The sequence below is a fragment of the Dokdonella sp. genome (genome assembly GCF_019634775.1).
Taxonomy (GTDB): domain Bacteria; phylum Pseudomonadota; class Gammaproteobacteria; order Xanthomonadales; family Rhodanobacteraceae; genus Dokdonella.
Map to the genome: position 1 here is coordinate 2,161,986 of NZ_JAHCAS010000001.1, position 22,779 is coordinate 2,184,764.

The window sequence follows — 22,779 nt, forward strand, 5'->3', positions numbered from 1 at the left end:
GGCTATGACGAAGACCGTGCACTCAGTTCGACGCGCCGATTGCTCGATCATCGCGCTCGACAAGTTCATCCAAGCGACCCGAGACTCTGGGTACAAGGGTACAGCGAGCGCGATCTCAGAACTCGTTGACAACTCTATCCAAGCGGGTGCCACACGCATCGCGATCTCCGTCGCGGCCAAGACCAGCGACGACGAGGAGAAGGCGATAGAGGTTTCGGTACTGGACAATGGCTGTGGGATGGACCCGCCGACACTGCGTCAGGCACTCCGGTTCGGCGGGAGCACTCGATTCGGAGACCGCCGAGGACTTGGGCGGTACGGCATGGGCCTGCCCAATGCGTCGCTGAGCCAAGCGCGGCGTGTCGCGGTCTTTACGTGGCAGTCGCCGAAGGGCGCGCGTGGGCATGACACCCCGACCGTGTACTCGTCATACCTCGACGTCGACGAGATCGTGCGCTGCGAAATGATCGAGGTGCCCGAGCCGAAGGTGGTGAAGGTGTCGCCAAGTGAGTGCGCAGGGAACTCGGGAACCCTCGTTTGCTGGTCGCAGTGCGATAGGCTCGACAATCGCCGCGTCTCTACCATCGTGCGCAAGCTTGAGGTCGAACTCGGTCGACGTTTTAGGCACTTCATCTGGAAGGGACTCCGTATAACCATCAACGGCGATACACTCGACGCCTTCGATCCGCTTTACCTACACCCGAAAGCAGAGATTTCTGGTGCCCAACTTTTCGGTGAGGAGATGCGCTTCGAAGTCCGCGCCGATCCGCTCGATTCGCGAAAAACTGGTTGGGTGAGCGTGCGGTTCACGGAACTGCCGGTCCACGCGTGGCACAAACTTTCGAACGACGAGAAGCGCCGAATCGGCCTCTCGAAGGGTGCCGGCGTCTCAATCGTCCGTGGAGGACGAGAGGTAGACTACGGCTGGTTCTTCATGGGCAGCAAACACCGAGAGAACTACGACGACTGGTGGCGCTGCGAGATCCAGTTCGATCCGATCCTCGACGAAGCCTTTGGCATTACACACACGAAGCAACAGGCTCGCCCCCAGGCGCACCTCATCGAGGCACTCTCGCCGGATCTCGAGGCGACCGCGCGTGCCCTCAATGGCCGCGCACGCAAGGCTCACACAGCCGTGAAGGCGCGCGAGCGCTTCTCCGAAGCGGAGCGCATCGCCAATGAGCGGGACCACCTCCTACGCCCCCTCCCGCGCAGTGTTGATCCGACAGCGCGGGCGCTGATGCGTGAATTGGAGGAGAGTCACCCGACGCTACGGGATCGCCCTAACGAGGCGGACCGCTACAGCATCATCGAGCACTCGGTGAAGGACACGTCGTTCTTCACCCTCGCGCACGACGGGGACAGGCTTGTGCTCGTATTGAACCCTGATCACCCCTTCTACCGCGAGATCTACAAGCCGCTCTCTGAGGGCGAGGCCCCTCGCGATCCGCAACTCCGCGCCAAACTCGAACTGCTCCTCCTCGCGGCGGCGCGGAGCGAAGCGGCCGCGCGCGGGAAGGTCCCGGCGCTCGCAAAGCATCGGCTCGAGTGGAGTAACACCTTGGCTGCCTTCCTGAACGACAAATGACCAACGTGCCCGGTAACACGTGGACCACGCTGGAGCCACCGCTCCCGAGCAAGGCGTCGCAGAACGCCTTCGTGGAGCACGCGCGCGCGCTGGCGAAGGTGTGCCGGCGGGAGCGCACCGAGGAGGCGATCGAGAAGGCGCGCGGCGCGTTCGTCGCTGAAGTCACGGCGTGTCGTCGCAGTGATCGACAGGCGCTGCTCGCGGCGGGGCTCGTCATGACCGACCTCGCGACGCAGGGCTGGACGGTCCGCGTGCGCAGCGAGCGCGTCGAGGTCAAGCCGCCTGACCCCGTCACCGACCCGCTCGCCGAGAAGGCACGCATTCGTCGGCAGGAGTTGGTCAAGCGCAACGCACAACTCCGCCAGCCGTCGGTGCAGCGGTTCCTGGACTCGATGGAACGTCAGCGTCTCCACGATGGGAGGTACGTCTCGATCTACTCGCTCATGCGCGACGGGCGAGATCTTGCGGAGGGCCTTCGGGAGGCCCGGACGCACCTCAACAACGGTTGGGCCGACGCGCTGTCGAAACTCGTCGATCCCTACCTACAGTTCGTCACCGCTGAGAACACCGCGTGTGAGTTCACAGGGCTGCGCCTGATGGACGTGTGGCGCTACTTCCGCCACACGTGGACGAACCAGTACACGAGCGTGCCGGGCCGGACGATGGTCTTCCTCGTGCGCGACCGCGCCGCTGCCAACCACCCGGTGATGGGTATCGGCGCGCTGAGCAGCCCGATCATGCAGATCCGCGAGCGCGATTCGTGGATCGGGTGGCACCCGGAGACCTTCCTTGATCGCGTGCGGACCGCGCCGACGCGAGAACTCGCTAAGTGGCTCGTCGACACGCTCGACGCCGCCATCGACGAAATCTACGTGGCGGACCTGATCGAGGACGGCATCCTCTCGACGCGCGATCTCAAGACACCCTCGTTGGCAGTGATCGAACGACTGTTGAAAGAGAGCGCCGAGGCGCGCAAGAAGCACCACCGCTTCGCGCGCTCGCGTGACCACAAGCAGAAGCGCTCAGATTTCCATGGCGACGAGTACTGGATCGCGAAGGCTAGGACGCACCTGTTCCGCAGCAAGCGCGCGCTCGCCCTCTCAACGTACCTCCGCGCGCGCGCGGTTCTCGACGAGGCATTCGGCGGCAAGCCGACGGCGGAGAAGCTCGCCACGCTCGCGAAGACCGGGTATGGCAGCGACGCGATCCGCAGGGTGCTCAAGAAGGCGAAGGCTGACCGGGTCGGCATCGCGGTCGCAGACATCTCGGTGTGCGGCGCGGTGCAGCCCTACAACGCGCTCCTTGGCGGCAAGCTCGCTGCCATGATGGCGGCGAGCCCAGAGGTCGTGCATCAGTACCGTCGACGGTACGCACAGGCGGAGAGTGAGATCGCGTCCTCGATGGCTGGGCGACCCATCGTGCGTGCTTCGAAGCTTGTGCTCCTCGGTACGACGTCGCTCTACGGCGTGGGGTCGAGCCAGTACAACCGCATCAAGATCCCGGCGGAGCGTCTCGGGGGCAATGCGGAGGACGTCATCCGATACGCTGAGTTGGGTCGATCGGAGGCGTTTGGCACGTCGCAATACTCCGAGGAGACGGTCGACGCGCTTGTCGACCTTGTGCAGCAGTCCGACGCGCAGCGTGTGAACAGCATTTTCGGTGAGGGCGTGAGCCCCAAGCTGCGCAAGGTAAGACAAGCACTCGATCTGCTGAACCTGCCGTCGGGGATGCTCCTCCGCCACCACCGTCCGCGCGTTGTGTACGCGGTGAGCCTTATTAAGAACCTCGACGACTACCTCATCGGCGCCGCCAAGCGGCCCGAGTACATAGTACCGGTCAACGAGGGCGTGGCGGCGACGGCGGCGATCGGCGCGTGGTGGCGCGAGCGGTGGTTACGAAATCGGATTATCTCCGATGACGTCCTCGATGAGATCGAGCGGCACACAACCGTCCGTCCGGTCACCCACGGGGCTCGTGTTCCTCTCCAGCGCGCCGCCCCCCAGCAGCCCATGTACTCCGATCTCTCCTGAAGTTCCAGAAGGATGATGATGAGTAAGTTCAGGGACATCCGAGAGAACACCGCGCTCGCGCGGGGAGTCGCGACGCATTCCCCTGCGTGCGCGCTGGGGTGGTGCGCTCGGTCTCCTCACCTGACGACGACCGACGCGCAGCGTGCAACTGTGCGGCTCGGGAAGTGAACAGGTGTCGTGATGGATCTGGGGGCGTGGAACCAGCGACTTGCAGCGCACTTCGGCGCCCTCGCGCGTGACCGCAAGGACATCCCTGTCTTCGCCTTGGAGCACGGCCTCGCGCAGGCCGAGTTGCTAGCGCTGCAGAACACGCTGCGCGCCCACATCCAGGTCTCGGCGCCCGCACGCGACCACCAACTCGTTTGGGTCGTTTATGCGGCGGAGATCGGCTACGGCTATGCGGGGAGCGAGTACTGGCAGACCTTCGAGGATAAGACGCCGGGCTGGACGTTGAACGGTAGGCGCGACTGGATTCGCGACGCCTTTGTCGCCTTCCAGAGGAAGTTCGCGGGCGCCAAGCCGTCGGGCCCTTGGGCGGAGCAGTTCTCGATCATTGCGTGGCCCATCACGCACGCGATCCTCCCGTGCGACCTGCAACAGCAACTCGCGCGCATCCTCTACGAACTTCGGCACTCGTTCTCCGGCGAACTCTTCGATGAGCCGCAGCGCCTCGGGGACTTCATCGCGGCGCGGAGTTGGAACACGTCGGCACGCTTCCAAAACCTTGTGCAGGCGCCGGCGCTCGTCGGCCAGATCGCCGCCGCGCTCCTTCTCCAAGGGAAGGAGGGCTTCAAGACGCTGCTCCACCCGACGACGCTGAAGCGCATCAGCGATGACGTCGACCGCGAACGTCGCGGTCGCGACTGGCTGCGCGGCGCACGCCGCGCGGCGGAGGAGCGGGCGAAGATCCGAGGGCTGACCATCGGCAGGTCAACGAACACGACGTTCCAGAGGCGTGAGGAGGCTCGAGAAGAAGTCGTACGACTCGGCATCGAGCCGCGCCTCGTGCTACGACCCATCGAGGGGTCACGCTGGGAGGTCTCGCTCGAAATCCCAGACCTCTCGCACTTGCTCCTCCGCTTCCCGCAGGTGCGAGAGGCCCTCACCGAATCGCGATGCACCGTCGCGGGCGCGGTGGGGCGCCCGCTCGCGAGGGGACGCTGCCTGCACGGCCCCCAACGCGTCCCGCTCAGCCACTGGCCCCGGCCCGACGATGTGCTGTTGAAGTTCGAGCGCACCGACGCGCAACTCGAGTACCTCCTGCGCGCGGAGTGCATGCTCCGTCCGGGCACTTCGTGGCTCTTCAAGGTCGCCAGTGATGGCCTTGCCTACGAGTCTCGCGGCATGCGCGTGCGTGCGGACTCGAAATACCTGCTGGTGAGCACAGAGTCGTTTGCGTGCTCACCCATCGCGCGCCCCGTCGCGCTGACGTGCCAAGGCGTACACGCCGTGCTCCTCGACGTGCCCGCAGCGCTCACGCCGGAGTGGGAGCAGGCGCTGAAGCAGTTCCAGGTCACCCAGGCGAAATCGATCGAGGTGTGGCCCGCCGGGCTCGCGGCGGTCGCGTGGGACGGTGAGGGATATGGCGAGTGGCTCGCGTCGGAGACACCGACCCTCGCTATCCGATCGGACCACTCGATGGACGAGTTGACCATTGCGATGGGGGATGGCCCGTCGCTCTCGTTGACGCTGACCGACACGCCGCCCGGCGAGGCAGTCTTCGTCGAACTCCCGCCGTTGCCAGTCGGGCTCCACAAGTTCAGCGTCGCAGCGCGCAGCGGGAGCAGCGCAGACTCCGAGGTGATCGGCGACCTCGATGTCGTCATGCGGGTCCGCGAGGCCCGCCCTTGGTCGCCTGGGTCGACCTCGCACGGTCCACTCGAAATGGAACTCGACCCCGCCGCGCCCTCGCTCGAACAACTCTGGGAAGGGAAAGCCGCCGTCCTGGTGCGTGGTCCTACTGGGCGCCAGGTAATGGTCCGGGTGCAGATGTTCGTGAAAGCGGGAGAAGCACCGTTGTTCGAGCGTCAACTGCCGCCGGTTACGTTACCGCTTTCAAGCGAGGAATGGACGCGCCACTTCGAGGCACACATCAAGAATGACAAGAGCGCGCAAGGCGCATACGACGACACACACGTTTGTGAGGTCGAACTCACCGCCGACGAACTTGGTGTGTTCACGCTTCGCTGCGAGCGCGAATTCACGCCGCTGCGATGGTCATTGCGGAGGGATTCCTCTGGGTTCGTAGCGCGCTTGCGAGACGACGCTGACAGCGACGCGCCGGTCATCGAGCGCTATTCGTTTGAGACTCCAGCCATCGGAGAGAAACTTCCGAGCGTTGTGGAACACAACGTACCGCGCATTGGTGGTCTATACGTTGCAACGACCGGTGATTTCAAGGCGGCAATTGTTGTTCCGCCTGTCGTGGAAACGCTTGCGGATCTACAGTTTGAGCCACGGGTTGACGTTCGAGGTCGCACGGTTGAATCAGTAGCTCAACTCTTGGCATTGGCTAGACTTTGGAACTCGGCACGGCACTCTGGCGAACTTATTGGGCGCGCGCGCCAGCGGCTTATCTCACGAGCTATTGCGACGCGCATTGCATCTCTGATCGCCGGAGACAACTGGAGCAGATGTGAACGAGATTTTTCTCGAGAAGAAATAGGAATAGGAGCGCTGAGGCGGGCGATTCCGATGCAGCGGCATCAGAAAAATAATGGTTGGCGGCTAATTACTGTTGATCAGATTTTTCCCCGGGAAATCTTGGCGCGACTAGCGGATACGCCCTTGGCCGAACGAGGCGCTGCATTTAAGGATTTTGCTGAAAATAGCCTAAGTCTCGAACAAGAAGGGAGTTTGCTCTGGCTTTCCGAATTTTCACTGCGGATGGCAAGCGCCCCTGACAGCCTTGAGAATTGGGCGGGCTCCCTCCTCGCAAAAGGAATCAATACATTATTGGACGCGCCGTCGCTTGCTTGCACTGCACGCTTCTTTGTTCTCGCTGTTGATCAGATGAGGACTGTGCCAACAGGTGCTGGTGAGATATACGCCGGATGGGGGTGGTCATGAGGCGCCTTACCATCGAAGAAGTACACGCGCAGAAGATCCGAGAACTCGGGCTCGACCCAGAGGCGCTCGACCTGACGACGCCGGAGGGGCTTGCAGGCGCGCTGCGCCGGGCTGCGAGCTACCTGTGTCCGTGCTCTGCGGCGACGCTCGTGCGCGCCGTTGTGCGTCCACTGCGGGGTTTGGTGCCCGACCTCGAGAAGGCGAAAGAACTCGTCGAGGAGACTCTCGAGGCGATGATCTCGCACGGCGACATCCTCGAGCAGCCTGAGGTAGAAGACGGGACGTCGACAGCGCGTGTACTGCTCTACGCCGCGCCCGCGAGCTTCGTCGTCCGTCAGAGCGGGCTCGTGATCCTCCTCGGTGTCACCGCAGACCAACTCTCGCCGCTGCCCTCGGAGCTTGAACGTCGTATCGAATACCTCGGGCACGTACGCAGGCTGAGCCCGTCGTCGGGGGCCGAGGATCTACGCAGCGAGTTGCGCCAGCTCGGGTTGTTCGAGCTCACTCCCGACGCGTGGCTGAAAGGCCCTAAGCCCTGCGCCGCATCGCTGGCCGTTGCCGCGAGCGATCGAGCCCTCGACGTCGCCCCGCCGTCGAGGGACATCCCGGGGCTCCTGCTCCTCGATCCGACGAAGCCGGTCCGATACTACCGGGGACGCTGGACCGAGCCAAAGACGCAGACGGGCCGCTTTATGGCGCGGCGACAGCAGGCCTACGGCGCCGATCTCTGGTGCTACGTCCAACTCACTAACGGCCACCCAGAGCGGATGATCGACCTTCCGCAGCGGGGGAGTCGGTGGCGCGGCTGCGACGAAGCTTGGCACCTCCAGATGGCGATCGACGCGCAGCGAGGTTCGCCACAGCGCTTCCGCGTCACTCCAAGTGGTGACGCCATGGTCCTCGAGTTGTTTTCGCCAACACCTGCATGGGCGCGTCGACGTTGGGACGCAATCGGCGAGCCGGTTCCGAGCGCTGGCTGCCTCTTCGCTTATCGGATACCCAAGACTGAGATCGAAGAGGAGCGGCGGTTTGCGCACGAAGCGCTCTGGCTTGAAGAGATGACGACGGGTTCGGAGGGGCGAGGTACTGAGAAATGACAAGTCCGCTTAAAGCGAGGCTGGAGCAAGAAGTCGATGCCGCCCGCCGTATTGAGATCATCGAGCAGGAACTCTGTCCACCCGAACCTCAACTGCTTGACACATGCGTTCTACAGAATCTTGACTGGGTCGACCGCCGGACTGAGTCAGACGGCTCCCTTACGTGGGATGACGGAGCAGTCGCCGACCTCACGGAGAGATACGGCGCTGAATTGGCGAACGACCTCATAGACCTCGGCATTCTTTACAAGGAATTCGAGGATCGCTCTGGCTATCCTTGGCTGGTTTCCCGGGCGGCCCAAGGGGAAGCGAGTCTCGCCGATGGAGCCAAAGGCGTGAGGCTCTTATCGCTGCTCGGCTTCTTTCGTGGTCACCAGGATGACTGGTCCGACGACGCCTACCCTGGTATCGCGAAGGGACTATTGTCCGCTCGTCGAAGCATTCGGGTGTCACCGCTGCTACTACGTGGGTTAGGCGTGACGTCTGTGGACGAGATCCATTCGGTAAGAGGTCCGCTATCCTTCCTTCCGGATGAGGGTGACAGGATGGTTGCCGCCGAGGCCTTGATCGCGAACGTCCCGGTGTTGTTGACAACAGACCGGCGAACATTTTGGAAGCACCGCGTTGAACTCGATGCTTTTGGATTGGCAGTTATGCGCCCGACAGAACTGCTCAAACTGTACGAACCGTACTGGGAGGCGTTGGACGAAGAGTTCATGCGGCGCAGAGAAACGCAGCGATGAGATCGAACGCTCCAATTGCGGGAATATGATTCTGGAGAGAAAGAGGCTGATATGGCTCTGACCATTGGCGAGACGACCCAGCAACTCCACCGCGCCCTGCGCGACTACATCGAGGCCACGTACCACGTGAGCCACCGAACACTCGTCGAACAGCGCAGCGCGCTTCTCGATCAGGTCGGCATCATCCACCAGCGTCCGTATCTTGAGAGCACACCACGCTACAAGCCTGGAAAGAAGTTCGTGGACCTCGGCCTCCCGCCTGCGGCGCTCGACATCTTCGCGTCGGTATCCGCCGCGAAGGGCGACCTCGGGCTGCTCATTCACGACCCGCCGTACCAGCATCAGGCGCTCTCGACGCAACTCTCGCTCGTCGACGGACGCAGCCTCGTGGTGATGACCGGTACCGGTTCAGGAAAGACCGAGTGCTTCCTCCTCCCGATCCTCGGCAAACTCGCCACCGAAGCGGAGGCGAAGGGCAAGGAGTTCGGCGAGAGCAGCGCCGTGCGCGCAATGGTGCTTTACCCGATGAACGCGCTCGTCAATGATCAGCTTGGACGTCTCCGATTGTTGCTCGGCGATCCGCGTGTCGTCCAACGCTTCGTCGGCTGGTCCGGGCGCCCTGCGCGCTTCGCGCGATACACGAGCCGAACACTGTATCCCGGCGTTCGCGACAAGGATAAAGACCAAGACCGCTTGAAGCCCATCGGGAAATACTACGTCAAGGCGCTTGAACTAGCCTCCGGTCCTCCGTCGCCGGAGCAAGCGGCGGCCGCTCACCTCGTGGACGAGTTGAAGAAGCGCGGCAAGTGGCCAGCGAAGCCCGACCTCGCGGCATGGTATGGCAATGGTCGCTGGCTCGATAAGAATGGCGACTTCAAGCGCTGCGTCACGCTCCCGGAGGACCCCGAACTCGTCACCCGTCACGAGGTCCACGCGGCACCACCCGACGTCCTCGTCACGAACTACTCGATGCTCGAGTACATGCTGATGCGCCCGCTTGAGCGGCCCATCTTCGACCGCACGCGCGAGTGGTTGCAGAAGAATCCCGAAGAGCGCTTCCTCCTCGTCATCGACGAGGCCCACCTCTATCGCGGCGCGCAGGGCGCCGAGGTGGCGCTGCTTATCCGACGCCTGCGGACGCGCCTCGGCATACCCCCGGAACGCCTGCAGGTCATCTGCACGAGTGCCAGCTTCAAGGACGCGGACTACGCCGTCGAGTTCGGCGCGCAACTCTCGGGCAAGGACCCCACCGACTTTCGGAAGGTCCAGGGGGACCTCCTAGAACGCCCCGGTGCGGCGAAGGGGACGGCCGCCGACGCAGCCGCGCTGGACGCATTCGATCTCAACGACTTCTACGAGGCGGCCAGCGACGCAGACCGTCTCAAGGTGATCGAGGGCTTCCTCAAGTACCGGAAGGTCACGGCGCCGTGGGAACTGCAGCCCTCGCTCTACAAGGCGCTTGAGTCATTCGGCCCGATGTCGAGCCTCGTCAACTCGACGATGAAGGAGGCCCAGCCCGTCGACGAGTTGGGCGCCAAGCTGTTCGAGGCGGACGTCCCTGCCGAAGTCGCTGCGCGGGCAGTCACGAATCTCATCGCGCTCGGCAGCGTGGCGCGGAGGGAGCCGACGGAGCCTGGTCTGCTGCCGTGTCGAGTCCACTCCTTCTACCGTGGACTCGCGGGCCTGTGGGTCTGCATGGACCCGAACTGCACGAGCATCCCCGCCGCCCAGCGTGGCGGCCCCGCGGGCAAGCTCTACAGCCAGCCGCGCGACACGTGCGAGTGCGGCGCGCGCGTGTTGGAACTCTTCACGTGTAGGAACTGCGGCACGGCTCACGCGCGCGCGTACACCAACGACGTCAACAACCCGGATTTCCTGTGGGCGGAGCCAGGCGGCGCATTCCGGACGCTCGCCGGGTTTGTCGACGAGATCGCTCCGCTCGACCTCCTCCTCGAGAAGCCTGTCTTCAATGACTTGGCGGAGCCCGCTGAGTACGACCTGATCACTGGCCGGCTGAACCCGCAGAAGCTCGGAACACGGAATAGAACAGTCTACATCCGGGCGGGGCGGGCCCAGCCCGTGACGGACGATGAGCCGCAGGACGCGAACCCGGGCGAGTTCCGGCCCTGCGCCGTATGCGGAGGGCGTGCGGCGTTTGGGCGCACGTCCGTCCAGGATCACCAGACGAAGGGCGACCAGCCGTTCCAGGCGCTCATCGCGAAGCAGATCCAAGTGCAGCCCCCGAGCCCGGTGCCCGCGACCCGCCTCGCGCCGCTGCGTGGGCGCAAGGTCCTCATCTTCTCCGACTCGCGACAGACGGCGGCGCGCCTCGCGCCGAACCTGCAGACATACTCGACGCAGGACGCGATCCGTCCCCTCATCGTCGCGGGCTACCAGCGGCTGTCGAGTACGGCCGCGATTGCTCCGTATCTCTCGCTCGACGACCTGTACTTCGGCGTGCTCATCGCAGCGAAGGAGTTGGGCGTAAGGCTCCGGCCAGAGCTAAAGGCGGGCGAGAGCTTCCAGGACGAACTCGACGTGGACGCCGCCATCAAGAGCGGGGCGCTGACGAACCCTGCGGCGCTGATGCCGCTCTGGGGCAAGTTGCGCGCATCGCGACCGCCGGAGTCGTTGCTACGCGCGATCGTGAACTCGCTGGGCGACCGATACTACGGTCTCGAGGCGCTCGCGATCGCGTCGCTCCGGGAGCGCGGCGACCACACGACATGGGTCGAGGCGCTGCCGGACATCCCTAGCTTCGCGACCACGCCAGAGCAGAAGCTGGCAACCGCGCGCTCATGGATACGGTGCTGGGGCCGCGCCGGCCTGTGGATGAGCCAGATGCCGCCCGCGTGGCGCAACTCGAGCCGGCAGTACCAGGCGCGCTCCGGCAAGTTCGACGAGATGGATCGGTTCATCGCGGACAAGCCCGCGCGAACGTTCTTCAATAAGGAGTGGCTACCCAAGCTGCTTCAGCGCTTCGGAGAGCAGGTCGCGCCGAACAAGTTCTACCTGAAGGGCAGCGAACTCTCGCTCTACGTCGGCGGTCCATGGGCGTACTGTCAGTCATGCAAGACGGCGCAGCGCCCGTTCCCCGGACGCACGACCTGCGTGAACTGCGGCCAGCCCACCGCGACGGCGATCGATCCGAACACCGACAAGGTCTTCGTCGCGCGTAAGGGCTACTACCGCGCGAGCACCGTCGATGCCCTGAAGGTCCCGCCGTCGCCGCCGATGGCGCTCATCGCCGCGGAGCACACCGCCCAGCTCAACACTGCCCAGGCCGACGAGGTCTTCTCGAAGGCGGAGGAGCACGAGTTGCTCTTCCAAGACGTGGACCTCGGCAACGACGGGACCGGCCATGATCGGCCGGCCATCGACGTGCTCTCCTGTACGACGACGATGGAGGTCGGTATCGACATTGGATCGCTCTCGGGTGTGTCGCTGCGGAACATGCCGCCGGCGCGCGCGAACTACCAGCAGCGCGCAGGTCGCGCCGGTCGTCGAGGGAACGCGGTCGCGACCGTCACGGCCTTCGGCAGCGCGGACAGCCATGACGAGCACTACTTCTCGAACCCCGACCAGATGATCCGTGGCGCAGTTGATGATCCGCTCCTCACGCTCGACAACGCCGAGATCATCCGACGGCACGTCACCGCGTACCTGCTGCAGCGCTACCACCAGGACAAGCTGCCCACCATCAACCCGGAGGAACAGCCGCACCTCTTCGCGGTGCTCGGCACCGTGGCTGACTTCAAGAAGTCCGCGAAGGTGCTCAACCGATGGGATCTGAAGAACTGGCTCGAGGCGAACGAGGCGGCACTGCGCGCCGAGGTCGACGCTTGGCTCCCGCAGCAGTTCTCGACTGCAGAACGCAAGCGCCTCCTCGACGAACTTGTGCCGAAGACGATGGAGCCGATCGACGCGGCGATCGAGTTCGAGCCTCCGGCAAGCGCGGCAGCGTCTGCGCCGGCAGCCGCGCCCGCTCCCGCCGCCTCTGGGGACGCGTCCACGGCCTCGAGCGCGGACACCGCGCTCGAGGCGCCTGACGAGGAGGGCGAGGAGAAGCCGGGGCGTGACCCAGCCTCCGAGAACCTGCTCGACCGGCTCCTCTACCGGGGTGTTCTCCCTCGCTACGCGTTCCCGACCGACGTCGCCACGTTCCACGTGTTCGACCCGGTCAACTCGACAATGTACCGACCCGCTTTTCAGTTCACGCCGTCACAGGGCCTCACCATTGCGCTCTCGCAGTACGCGCCCGGGAAGGAGGTCTGGATTGGCAACAAACTCTGGACCTCCGAGGCCATCTACTCGCCGATGCGCGATGACCGATATCGCGCCTGGCTGGGACGGCGGCTCTACTACGAATGCAGCGTGTGCCACTACGCGAGGACCACGACCTTCGAGGGTGGCTCGCGTGGCGAGACCAAGGACTGCGAGGCGTGCGGTGGCGTGGGTACCTTTGGCCCTGCCACGCAGTGGCTCCGCCCGCCTGGCTTCGCGCACCCTGTGAGCAAGCCGGAGGGCACCTCGCCCGACGACATGCCCGCGAAGAGCTACGCGACGCGCGCGAAGTTGACGGCGCCGACCCCCGCGGACGCCTCGAAGTGGAAGCAATTAAACGAGCGCCTCCGGGTCCACCACACGCGGCAGCACCTGCTCGTAACGAACCGAGGTCCGCGGGAGGAGGGCTACACGTACTGCACCAAGTGCGGGCTCATCGAGCCCACTGCGAACCCGAAGGGCACCGTCGCGGCGGCGCACCGAAAGCCGTATCCGGATATCAAGGAGCCGATGTGCCCCGGAGGAGGCGCGACGAAGGGCTTGGTCCTCGGTACGGACTTCATCACCGACGTCTTGCTCGTCGCGATCCGTGTCGACGCGCCTATCACGCTCGTGCCCGGCGTGCTTGCGACCGACGTCGCGCTGCGCACGATCTGCGAGGCGGTGACCAAGGCAGCGTGCGCGCGGCTTGAGTTGGAGGCGAACGAACTTCAAGCCGAGTACCGCCCAGCGCTCACGCCAGAGGGCCGCGCGGGGCTTGAGTCGGAGATCTACATCTACGACACACTGCCCGGCGGCGCCGGTTTCGCGAAGCGCGTTGGGGATATCGGGCTCCCGATCTTCGAGGACGCGCTCAAGCTTCTTGAGGTGTGCCCGGACAACTGTGACCGTTCCTGCTACCGCTGCCTTCGCAGCTACAAGAACAAGTTCGAGCACGACCTCCTCGACCGCCATCTCGGGGCGAGTTTGCTGCGGTTCATCCTCAACAACTCGGCCCCGACGCTGAGCCCGAATCGCGTCGCGCACTCGACCAACCTCCTGTTCGAGGACCTCGATCGGCAGGACATCGAAGGGCTCACACTCGAGCGCTACAAGAAGATCTCGGTCGCGGGCCTCGGCGACGTCATTGCGCCTATCCTCGTGACGAACGCGAGCGGCGCGCAGTTCGCCATTGGGCTGCATGGTCCGCTGACGCCGAACGAACCGACGGACGCGGACCTCAAGGACATCATGGAGTACGCGACGTCGCTGACCGTCCACCTCGAGGATGAATTGGTCGTGCGGCGCAACCTCCCGTTCGCCACGCAGAAGCTCATCGAAAAGCTCGGCTGAGGAGTCCCGGTGAGCACGAACGAGAAGACGCACTGGCGCGTCGTCACACCGGCAACGTGGCCCGCTCCACCGGCCGAGATGAGCGTGTCGACATACGCGGAGATCGAAGAGTGCCCACGGCGCTGGGCGCTCAGCTCTGCCGAGTATCCGGAGCTTTGGGGCGGGCGAGGCTACCCGCCTAAGCTCCAAGTCGCTGCGCTGGCGGGCAGCGTCGTCCACTTGGCGCTCGAGATCATCATGAAGCAGCTTATGCGAGCGGGCGTGCCTTCGCTGAGCGACCCGAGCGCCCCGCAGGTGCTGCGGGAACTCGGCGGATACACGCGCGTCGTGGAGGAGTGCGTCGAGCGCATCCTCAAACGCTATATCGACAACCCGCGCGCAGGCGCGTTGATGGAGCATGCACAGCGGGCCCTGCGCGGCCAAGTGCCGACGCTTCGAGTGCGCGTACAGTCGATGCTGAGCCGACTTCGGTTGCCGAATAGTGCTCCGCCAGCACCTGCCGCGTCAGCGCCGAAGTCGGGCGGACCACCGCCACGGCTCCCGCTCGTGAACGGGATCTACCCCGAGGTGGAGGTCCACGCGAAGAGCATCGGGTGGAAGGGGAAGATCGATCTCCTTGTTCTCGGCGACGACGCGTGCCAGATCACCGACTTCAAGACCGGCGCGACTGACGAGGCGCACAAGTTTCAGGTCCGGGCGTACGCCGTGATGTGGCGGCTCGACGACGAACTGAACCCGTCGGGGCGCGTAGTGGATCGGCTCGTGCTCGCGTACGAGAACCAGGATGTCGACGTCGCGCCGCCGATCACATCGGAGATTGATGAAATCGGTCGTGAACTCCTCGCGCGCCGACAGGCAGCGGAGGCCGCGTTGGCCGCACGCCCGCCCTCGGCACGCCCGAACACCGAGTCGTGTCGCTACTGCGGTGTGCGCCAACTCTGCGACGCATATTGGGCCAGCGCCACGCAGGTGGTCTCGGATGACGGACGCTACTGCGATATCGAATTGAAGATCACCGGGCGTCACGGCCCGACGAGTTGGGACGCTGTAGTCGTACGTGCGCGTGATCTCCCGGCGAAGATGCCAGCATTGCTGAGGGTCCAACAGCCCGGCGAGTTCAAGAAGGGCACCCGGGTGCGCGTGCTCGACGGCGCGCTTGCCCGTGACTCAGAAGACGATGCTGCCCCCGCCATCGTCACGCTTGGTGTGCTCAGCGAGGCGTACTACGAACCGCTTGGCGATCAAAAATGAACTTCTGGGGTGTTGACTGAACGGGGAGGATAACGGTTGGCTCAGGAAATCCAGATCATCGATCCGAACTATTTCGCGCCCTGCTGTTGGCCCGGCTGTTGGCAGAGCGGGGAGCCTACGATAGTTCTCGGGGAAAGCTCGCATTTCCCCAGGAGGGGCGGGGCATGAATCAGCAGACGCAGCCATCACCAAGAGAGCATCATTTCTACGTTGCGATTGCCAAGTTTCTTTTTCACCATCCGAAGCACGACATTGTGTCTGTGCGGGACCCGATCAAGGTCAAGGACGCAGAGCGGTACGGGCTCAGCCCCCTCATACTCTATGGATTGACCGTTGCCGGGTTGCCCATTCGGTGGATGACCTTTACCCCAGCCGATCAGCCCAGGGCCTTCCGGGATGTTCTTTTGGATGCGTGGCGTAACGCCAAGGGCTTGCGTGGCCGACCGGACATTCTGAGGATCAACCGCCACCTCGCGACAGCCAGCCCTGAACTGGCACGGGATATGGCGGAAATCGGAGTCCAGGTCGAGGTCGCCGATGCCAAGGAGAAATCCCTTCCAGCTTCCCTGCGCTCAGCCCAGGACTCCAGCCGGTGGCTGCTGAGGAAGCACGACGGAAAAGACCGGTCTCTTACCGGGTCCATCCAGGCCCTTTGCCGGGACGCTCAAAATGACCACGATTTTCGTATCAGGGATGGTCACAGAGGCGTGAACAGCCGCGAGGTCGAGGACAGAATCCAGCAGTGGCTGGCCTTACCGGCGCAAGTACCGGTGCCAACAATGACAGGTGGGCTCGACTGGGAACCCGGTCCATGGATGTCGTCCTGGGAGACCTCTCTGCCGCCCGATCAGCCCCGTTATTTCAACCTCGACGGGTTCGATGGCAGGACTTGGCTGGTGACAGGTGAGAAGGCACCGGAGGACATCGTTGAGGATGACGATTTCTGGGCCGACAGTGACTATGACAACGCAGCCGAGATCGTCAAGAACCTCGTGGCGTGCTGGCCCAATTCGCCTGCAGACGTTGCCAAGTGTGCAGGGATCACCCTGCGGGAACTTCAATGGTTCACCTCGGGAAAGGCTCCCCTGGGCCGACATGCACGCTTTGACCTGGAAGACTTGCTCGGCATCGAATACGACGAACGCATGGGTAGTTATGTAGGGGCCGGGCCTTATGTCCTGGTGGCCCACAAACCCCAGGCCATCAAGGAGGTCTACGAAGCCATTTCCAAAGGCGGAGACGCGCGTCCCTGTGAGATTGTCCCTCGCCAGGGAGCCGCAGACCCAAGCTGGCGATACGTGTTGATCAATACGTATGGAGAGCCCCCGAGCATTGTGATGGCACCTCGCGGAGCAAGTATCACGGAGCGTCTTCCGGATTTGCTTATGAATTATGACGGCATCAGGACTGTCGCTCCGGAACTCTACCGGGATGTCGTTTCTACCTGCGCCCGGGCCTGCCGCGAACCTGCCGTCAACATCCGGGAGATGAAAGACTTTGTGAAACGCTACGAAGCGCACTGGGCAGATTGCGCCTGGCAGCCGGAGTGATCTACAGGTACTTCTTGAACGTCGCCGCCGCAATGCACACCGCCACGCCGAGCAATGCGGCGCTGGGCAGCAGGACCAGCAACGGGTTCACGCTGACCGGCAGTGCCAGGTATGTCACCCACGGAAGCACGGCCAGCGGGATCAGGCTGGCCCTGGCGCGGTGATAGATGAACCCCGATTCGCGTCCCGCGCCGAAGCGGCGGATGTCTCGGCGCACCAGGCCGTCGACCAGCCCGACGAAGGCGGCCATCAGGAACAGCGGCAGGGTCAGGCACAGCACCAGCAGCCGCACGAGAAAGACGAGCGTCGTGTAGGCCGCCGCGATCAGGTAGCTCTCCAGATGCACGTAGACCAGGCCCAGGTAGTAGCGGAAATCCTGGGTCGGGCGATGGCTGCCGGCGCTGGCCTGCGCCGAGGCGTCGCGTATCCAGTCCAGCAGGCCGCTCTTCACGAACAGCCAGTCGTAGCCCTGCTCGACCAGCCGGTGCGCGGTGCGCCCTGGCTCCTGCACCAGCGCGCTGCGCGTGAAATGCGTGGAGAGCTGATCCAGCTCGTAGTGCAGCATGCCCTGCGCGTGGCGCCAGCCCTGCTCGGGCCAGAAGAAATGCATGCCGACGCATTCGATCAGGATGCACAGCAGCAGCGCGCCGCACAGCACGCCGAAGAAGCGGAACGGCAGCGTGACCAGGCTGGCGATCAACCCCTGCTGTCGTTGCAGCTGGCGCTGGGCCGCGACGGCCGGATCGCTCATGCTTCGGCCTCTTCAGCGGCAGCCATCTGCTTGAAGTCGTCCAGCAGGTCGTCGGGCAGCGCCTTGTCCTGCAGGCCGGGGAGGCCTTGGTTCTCCCACCAGTCTCCGGCCTCGACGTAGTGCTGCCGCATGTAGCCGGCCAGCTCCTGCAGATCCTTCGGCATGGCTTCGTCGGGGTCGGGTGCCGGCAGCGGCATGCGGACTTTCCAGAGGTTGCCGCCCTCGGTCAGCGCGAAGCACTGCCCCTTGGGCAGCGCCACCACATGCGCCGGCTCGATCAGCGGCACGCTGTTGCTGCTGATGCGGTCCTGGGTGTTAGACGTGAATGCAGTATTGCCGTGCGGGTCGGAGCTGTCGGTGGCGCCGCTCATCAGTGCCGTGGCGTACACCTCGACCTTGGGCAGTTGTCGCGTCAGCAGCTCGGCGGTGGCGGTCTCGCGCACGCGCAGCATGAACAGGTTGTTGAAGTTGCCGACCACCTGGCCGGCCTTGGCACGGTTGCCGATGCGCGCCTCGATGTCGCTCAAGGTCTGCGTGTAGGCCGTCACCTGCACGCCGGCACCGCCACCCTTGTTGACCATCGGAATGAACTCGTCGCCCATGAGTTCATTGAATTCGTCGGCGTGGACATTGATCGGGATCTTGGCGCCCGCCGCGGCGCCGGGCAGCCCGTCGTCGATGCCGAACTTGTAGATGTGGCCGGCGACCGAGACCAGATCGCTGAACATCGAGTTGCCCACCGCCGCCGCGACTTCGGCGTCGGACAGCGCATCCAGCCCCACGTAGACCACCGCGCGTTTGCGGATGACCTGCATCCAGTCGAAGATCGGCCGCGGGTCGGACAGGTCGGAATAGTTCGGTGCGAGCAGTTGCGCAATCTTGCCGGTGGTGAGCTTCTCCAGCAGCGGCAGCAGCGAGGCGACGATCTTGTCGAAGTACGTCCGGTCGTAGCGCACGGCGCTGCGCAGGCCGTCGAGCACCGGGTCATAGACGCGCACCTGGGACAGGTACTGTTCGAGGGCCACCACGCGCTTCTCGCGCCCGATCATGTTGCGCGGGATGTTCTTGTCGTTCAGCTTGGCTTCGAGCTGGACGATGACTTCCCAGGCCTTCGGCTCATTCTTGGCGAAGTAGTGCTGGGCGTACTCGATGAACAGCGCGTCGATGTTGATGACGTGGCGCTGGATCAGCAAGTAGTCCGGCCGCTGCCCCAGCTCGACCAGGGCGCGCGCGATGATGTTGACAAAGCGCCAGGCGAACTCGCGGAACGCGGCGCTGTTGCCTTCGCCCGAGAGCTGTCCGGCGATGCGCGTGGCCACCTCGGAGATACGCCCGAACCGGCCGACGGCGTTGTAGCGCGCCGAGATGTCCGGCCAGCCCAGATGAAACACGTAGAACTCGCCTTCGCGCCCGGCGCGCTTGGCCTCGACGTACATGCGCTTCAACAGGTCCGCATCGCCCTTGGGGTCGAAGACGATCACCACCTCGTGCTCGCCGCGGACCTTGCGGCGGATGTCTTGCGTGATGAACAGCTCGGCCAGCCGCGTCTTGCCCACGCGCGTGGTGCCCAGCACCAGGGTGTGGCCGACGCGCTCGCCCAGCGGCAGGGTGACGTCGACCTCGTGCGGCTCGATGCCATGCAGGCGCGGCAGTCCGCCGACCGGCGGCAGCGGCCGGGCCGGGTTGAGCGGGCTGTCCCAGGCCAGCGCGCGCGCCAGCGTCGAGACGGGAAACGGCGCGAACTCAAGCCGCTCCTCCAGCCGCCGGGCGGCCCGGTAGATCGCCGTCGGCTCGACGTAGCGGCGGAACTCCGGCCGGTAGGTCTGCATCAGCCGGTGCGTGTGCCGCTGCTCCCAGCGAAAGCCCCGGCCGACGAACAGCCGTTGCTGACTCACCGGCACGTCGCGGCTGGTCATCACGTAGCGCGGCAGGCGGCGGATGTTGCGGCGATAGCGCAGGATCGCCCAGGCATCGCGCAGGCGAATCGCGCCGAAGGTCAGGAAGGCCAGCGCCGAGCCCAGGCCGAGCAGCGGGTTCAGCGCGAGCGACCACGGTGCCACCAGGCACAGAATCGCGGCGCCGGTGCAGACCGCCACGGTATGAAGCTCCACCGCTGGCCGCAGCAGCACCTCGACCGCATGCGGTTGGGCCATTTGCGCACCTACTGCTCGACACCGGTGGCCGTGATGAGCACTGGGTAGTGGCGCAGGCCCAGGCGCTGGGCCAGGTCGTCGCCGGAGACCGGCGAGAGGGTGAGGCCGGGAGCCAGCCTACGCAGCGCCGTCAGCGCGGCCATCGACTCCACGTTGACCACCAGGCCCACGGCCTGCAGCTCTCGCAGCGCCGCCTGCCGCTGCCGCAGCCAGGCGCGCGAACGCTCGTCGTCGCCGATCAGGAACAGCGCCGTCAGGCCCGGCGCCCGGATGACGCGGCGCTGCACCTCGCCCGGCGACAGTTGCGTCGAGCGCACCGGCAGCATGGCGGCTTCGGCGTCGGCGGTGTTGCCCGCGCGAGGGGCCGGCATCGGGGCCGGCGGCGTGGCCTGATCCGGCTGAGGATTCAGCGACTGGTAGTACGGCAGCGCGGAGTCGCCGCCGCGGTCTTCGACGACGATCAGCGGCGCGGAGACGGTCTGGGCGAAGACGGTGGTCGTGGGCAGCAGCCCGATGGCGGCGATGAGAACGATGTGGTTCATGGCGTGGTGGCCTGGAGGGTTGGAACGGGAACGTCGGGGTCGAGCACGCGGGTCAGGTGCCGATGCACACTGCGCCGGTAGCGCGCCGCGGGTGCCCCGCCGGCGGGCCGGTGGTAGCGGCCGATGGCAAGCAGCCAGTCCTCGCCCGGCGTGTGCTGTTCGCGCAGGATTTCCGCAGCGATGGCGAGGTTGCGGTACGGGTCCAGCAGCTCGCAAGGCTGCGTGTAGCGATGCGTGTGGTAGCCGAGATTGACTTGGCCGAGGCCGGCGTCGATGCGATTGGCCGGCGTGCTGGCGAGTGCCCGGCGTAGCCCCGCGCAGGCCTCCGCGCGGGTGGCATAGCGCTGTGGCGAGCCGGCGACGTTGAGCGTCCACGGCCAGGGGATCAGGCGCCCGCGCAGCATGGCGCCGCTCTCCTGCAAGGCCACCGCGTACAGCACCGCCGCCGGCACGTCTGCACGATGCGCCGCCAGTTGATAGGCCGGCGGCGGCACTTCCCGCGCGAGGGCGGCCAACGTCCAGCCGCCGGTGGCGAGCAGCAGCGCGGCGCTGGCGCAGCGGATGGTGACGCGGGATGGCCGACGCTCCCGGCCCGGAGTACCTATTGCCGCTGCCATTGGCCGTTCACCTCGCGCACCACGGCCGGCAGATCGCCGGGCAGGCCGAGCGACAGCCAGCGCCCCGCATCGTGGTTGAGCGTGATGGTGCGGGCGCGCACCCTGGCCGGGTCGATGCCCGCCTGGATGGCCCACTGCCGGATGCGCGCGTCGTCCTGACGGCTGCCGACCATGTAGAGGTCGAAGGCCGTGCCGGCCGCCTGCAACTGCTGCACGCGCTGCGCGCACGGTGCGCAGTCGGCCTTGACGAAGACGGCCAGGCGCCCGGAGCCGGTGTTGCCGGCACCCTGCGCCTTGGCACCGGGAAGGCTCACGCGCGGCTGGCCGGGAAACAGGCGCTGCCACGCCGCGTCGTAGGCCCGCTGGTAGGCCAGCGTCTTGCCGACGCGCCGGGCCTCGGCCTGCACCTGCAACTCCGCGTAGCGCCTGCGCTCCTCCTCGCTGCGGGCCTCGATGCCGAGCGCCGTGAGCGGATCGAGCTGGGGCGAATAGACCCCGAGCGGCCCCTGCATCAGTTGCCGGTAACGTGCCCACTCCTCGGGCTGAAGCCCCCACTCCCGCGCCTGCCTCTCGTCGAGCGCGGCATCGGCGCCCGGCTGCACCTGGGCGGGCACCAGGCGCGAGTTCGTCACCGGGGCTGGCTGGGCGGATGCGCCGAAAGCGGCGAACAGGACGATGGCAGCGAGCAACGGCCACAGGTTCATGGCGACCTCCTACGGTACCGCAACGCGCTGCGTCTGGCCGTTCACCCGGAACACGCCCGCCTGCGCCTCGATGGACTGCAGTTGCCAGCCGCCCTCGGCATCGCCCTCGCGCAGCAGCCGGGTGCCCGCGAGCGAGGCCGCGGCGGTGGAGGTGATCGACAGAAAGCGCTCGCCTCCCCGCAGCTCCACGCCGAGCACCCGGAACGGCGGCTCCGGCACCTTGGGCTTCGTCGCAACCGGAGTGCGCGGGCGAGCGGCGGATGCCACCTGCCGGGTCTTCTCCAGGCGGGTTTCGATTCCGTTCACGCGCGCCTGCAGCGTCTGCAGGTCGATGGCCGAGGCCCTCGCCTCCTCCGCCTCTTCGAGGCGCGTCATCCGTTCGTTCAGCGCCTGCCGCGCGTTGGCGAATTCGGCCTGGCTGATCGGCGCCGGCCGGCGCTTGTCCGCATCGGCCTGTTGTTCGAGATCGGCCACGCGCAGGCCCAGCGCCTTGACCTGCGCATCCTGTGCGCTGCTCTGGGTCTGTTCGGCGAGCCGCGACAGGCCGACGTTGTTGATGAGTGCCACGGCACTGATGAGCAGCAGCCAGAAGGCCGCGGCGATCTTGAGCCAGCGCGTGCGGGAATCGCGCTCGGATGGCGCTTGGGGAAAGGTCATGGCTGCATCTCCTCGCGCCGGTCGGCCTCCGGCACGGGCGTGGCGGTGCCGGGCGGGTTGGCGGAAAGGAAGGCGGGAGCACCGTGTCGGCTGAAGCAGACCTGGCGGGTCAAGTCATCGACCGACAGCTCCCAGGCGGGGCCGGCAAGGGTCAGCAAGGCATCGCGCAGCATCAGCGGGCCCAGGCGCAGGTGCGCGGCAGGCAGCGGCAGCGCGTAGAGGGTGGCGGCTTCGGCCGCATCGCAGAGCCGGTAGCCGGAGCGCAGGAGCACATGGCGCATGGCGTCGCCCACGCTGGCATCGAGCATGGGCGGAATCGAGACCTCCACCGCCTGCTGCAAGAGATCACGCTGCGCAGGTTCCGGCACCAGCTCGACCAGGGTGTAGCGGCCGTAGCGGGCCACCGGGATC

The 22,779-nt window shown here is 65.5% G+C and carries 15 protein-coding genes; 8 read left to right on the plus strand and 7 right to left on the minus strand.

The window, feature by feature from the left end; genetic code table 11:
• The first annotated feature begins 4 nt into the window (after positions 1-4).
• From KF907_RS09290 to KF907_RS09325, 8 genes are all read left to right on the plus strand, one after another.
• Positions 5-1,588: an ATP-binding protein gene (locus KF907_RS09290; protein ID WP_291219911.1), complete on the plus strand. Its 1,584-nt coding sequence runs from the start codon at positions 5-7 to the stop codon at positions 1,586-1,588.
• Positions 1,585-3,618 (plus strand): Druantia anti-phage system protein DruA, encoded by a 2,034-nt coding sequence (locus tag KF907_RS09295; RefSeq protein WP_161613349.1) that lies wholly within the window; start codon positions 1,585-1,587, stop codon positions 3,616-3,618. The genes KF907_RS09290 and KF907_RS09295 overlap by 4 nt, the downstream gene beginning before the upstream one ends.
• 180 nt (positions 3,619-3,798) lie before the next feature.
• Entirely contained in the window at positions 3,799-6,687 is a 2,889-nt protein-coding gene (locus tag KF907_RS09300; RefSeq protein ID WP_291219912.1) for a hypothetical protein, read from the plus strand.
• Positions 6,684-7,784 carry a hypothetical protein gene (locus tag KF907_RS09305; protein ID WP_161613351.1) on the plus strand — a complete coding sequence of 367 codons (1,101 nt, stop codon included), beginning with the start codon at positions 6,684-6,686 and terminating at the stop codon, positions 7,782-7,784. Before KF907_RS09300 ends, KF907_RS09305 begins: the two co-directional genes overlap by 4 nt.
• On the plus strand, positions 7,781-8,527 hold the full coding sequence (locus KF907_RS09310) for a hypothetical protein (protein ID WP_161613352.1): 747 nt from the start codon (positions 7,781-7,783) through the stop codon (positions 8,525-8,527). Before KF907_RS09305 ends, KF907_RS09310 begins: the two co-directional genes overlap by 4 nt.
• 51 nt (positions 8,528-8,578) lie before the next feature.
• On the plus strand, positions 8,579-14,143 hold the full coding sequence (locus KF907_RS09315) for a DEAD/DEAH box helicase (protein WP_291219913.1): 5,565 nt from the start codon (positions 8,579-8,581) through the stop codon (positions 14,141-14,143).
• A 9-nt stretch (positions 14,144-14,152) separates the two neighbouring features.
• Positions 14,153-15,394 carry a PD-(D/E)XK nuclease family protein gene (locus KF907_RS09320; protein WP_161613354.1) on the plus strand — a complete coding sequence of 414 codons (1,242 nt, stop codon included), beginning with the start codon at positions 14,153-14,155 and terminating at the stop codon, positions 15,392-15,394.
• Positions 15,395-15,558: 164 nt separating this feature from the next.
• Positions 15,559-16,944 (plus strand): hypothetical protein, encoded by a 1,386-nt coding sequence (locus tag KF907_RS09325; RefSeq protein ID WP_291219914.1) that lies wholly within the window; start codon positions 15,559-15,561, stop codon positions 16,942-16,944.
• Between the two features lies 1 nt (position 16,945).
• Here the strand turns inward: KF907_RS09325 and KF907_RS09330 are convergent, their stop codons facing one another.
• The 7 genes from KF907_RS09330 to pilL2 are packed head-to-tail and all read right to left on the minus strand — an operon-like array spanning position 16,946 to position 22,772.
• Positions 16,946-17,695 (minus strand): TIGR03747 family integrating conjugative element membrane protein, encoded by a 750-nt coding sequence (locus KF907_RS09330; protein WP_291219915.1) that lies wholly within the window; start codon positions 17,693-17,695, stop codon positions 16,946-16,948.
• Positions 17,692-19,848, minus strand: a complete 2,157-nt coding sequence (gene traD, locus KF907_RS09335) for a type IV conjugative transfer system coupling protein TraD (protein WP_029578141.1) — start codon at positions 19,846-19,848, stop codon at positions 17,692-17,694. The genes KF907_RS09330 and traD overlap by 4 nt, the downstream gene beginning before the upstream one ends.
• Positions 19,849-19,856: 8 nt before the next feature.
• Positions 19,857-20,390, minus strand: coding sequence for an integrating conjugative element protein (locus tag KF907_RS09340; RefSeq protein WP_029578142.1), 534 nt, complete (start codon positions 20,388-20,390; stop codon positions 19,857-19,859).
• On the minus strand, positions 20,387-21,007 hold the full coding sequence (locus KF907_RS09345; protein WP_029578143.1) for a lysozyme family protein: 621 nt from the start codon (positions 21,005-21,007) through the stop codon (positions 20,387-20,389). Before KF907_RS09345 ends, KF907_RS09340 begins: the two co-directional genes overlap by 4 nt.
• A complete protein-coding gene (locus KF907_RS09350) occupies positions 20,992-21,711 on the minus strand; it encodes a TIGR03759 family integrating conjugative element protein (protein WP_291219916.1) in 720 nt (239 codons plus the stop codon). The genes KF907_RS09345 and KF907_RS09350 overlap by 16 nt, the downstream gene beginning before the upstream one ends.
• 9 nt (positions 21,712-21,720) lie before the next feature.
• Positions 21,721-22,368: a hypothetical protein gene (locus KF907_RS09355; protein ID WP_047350999.1), complete on the minus strand. Its 648-nt coding sequence runs from the start codon at positions 22,366-22,368 to the stop codon at positions 21,721-21,723.
• Positions 22,365-22,772 (minus strand): PFGI-1 class ICE element type IV pilus protein PilL2, encoded by a 408-nt coding sequence (gene pilL2, locus KF907_RS09360; protein WP_472843834.1) that lies wholly within the window; start codon positions 22,770-22,772, stop codon positions 22,365-22,367. Before pilL2 ends, KF907_RS09355 begins: the two co-directional genes overlap by 4 nt.
• Between the last annotated feature and the right edge of the window lie 7 nt (positions 22,773-22,779).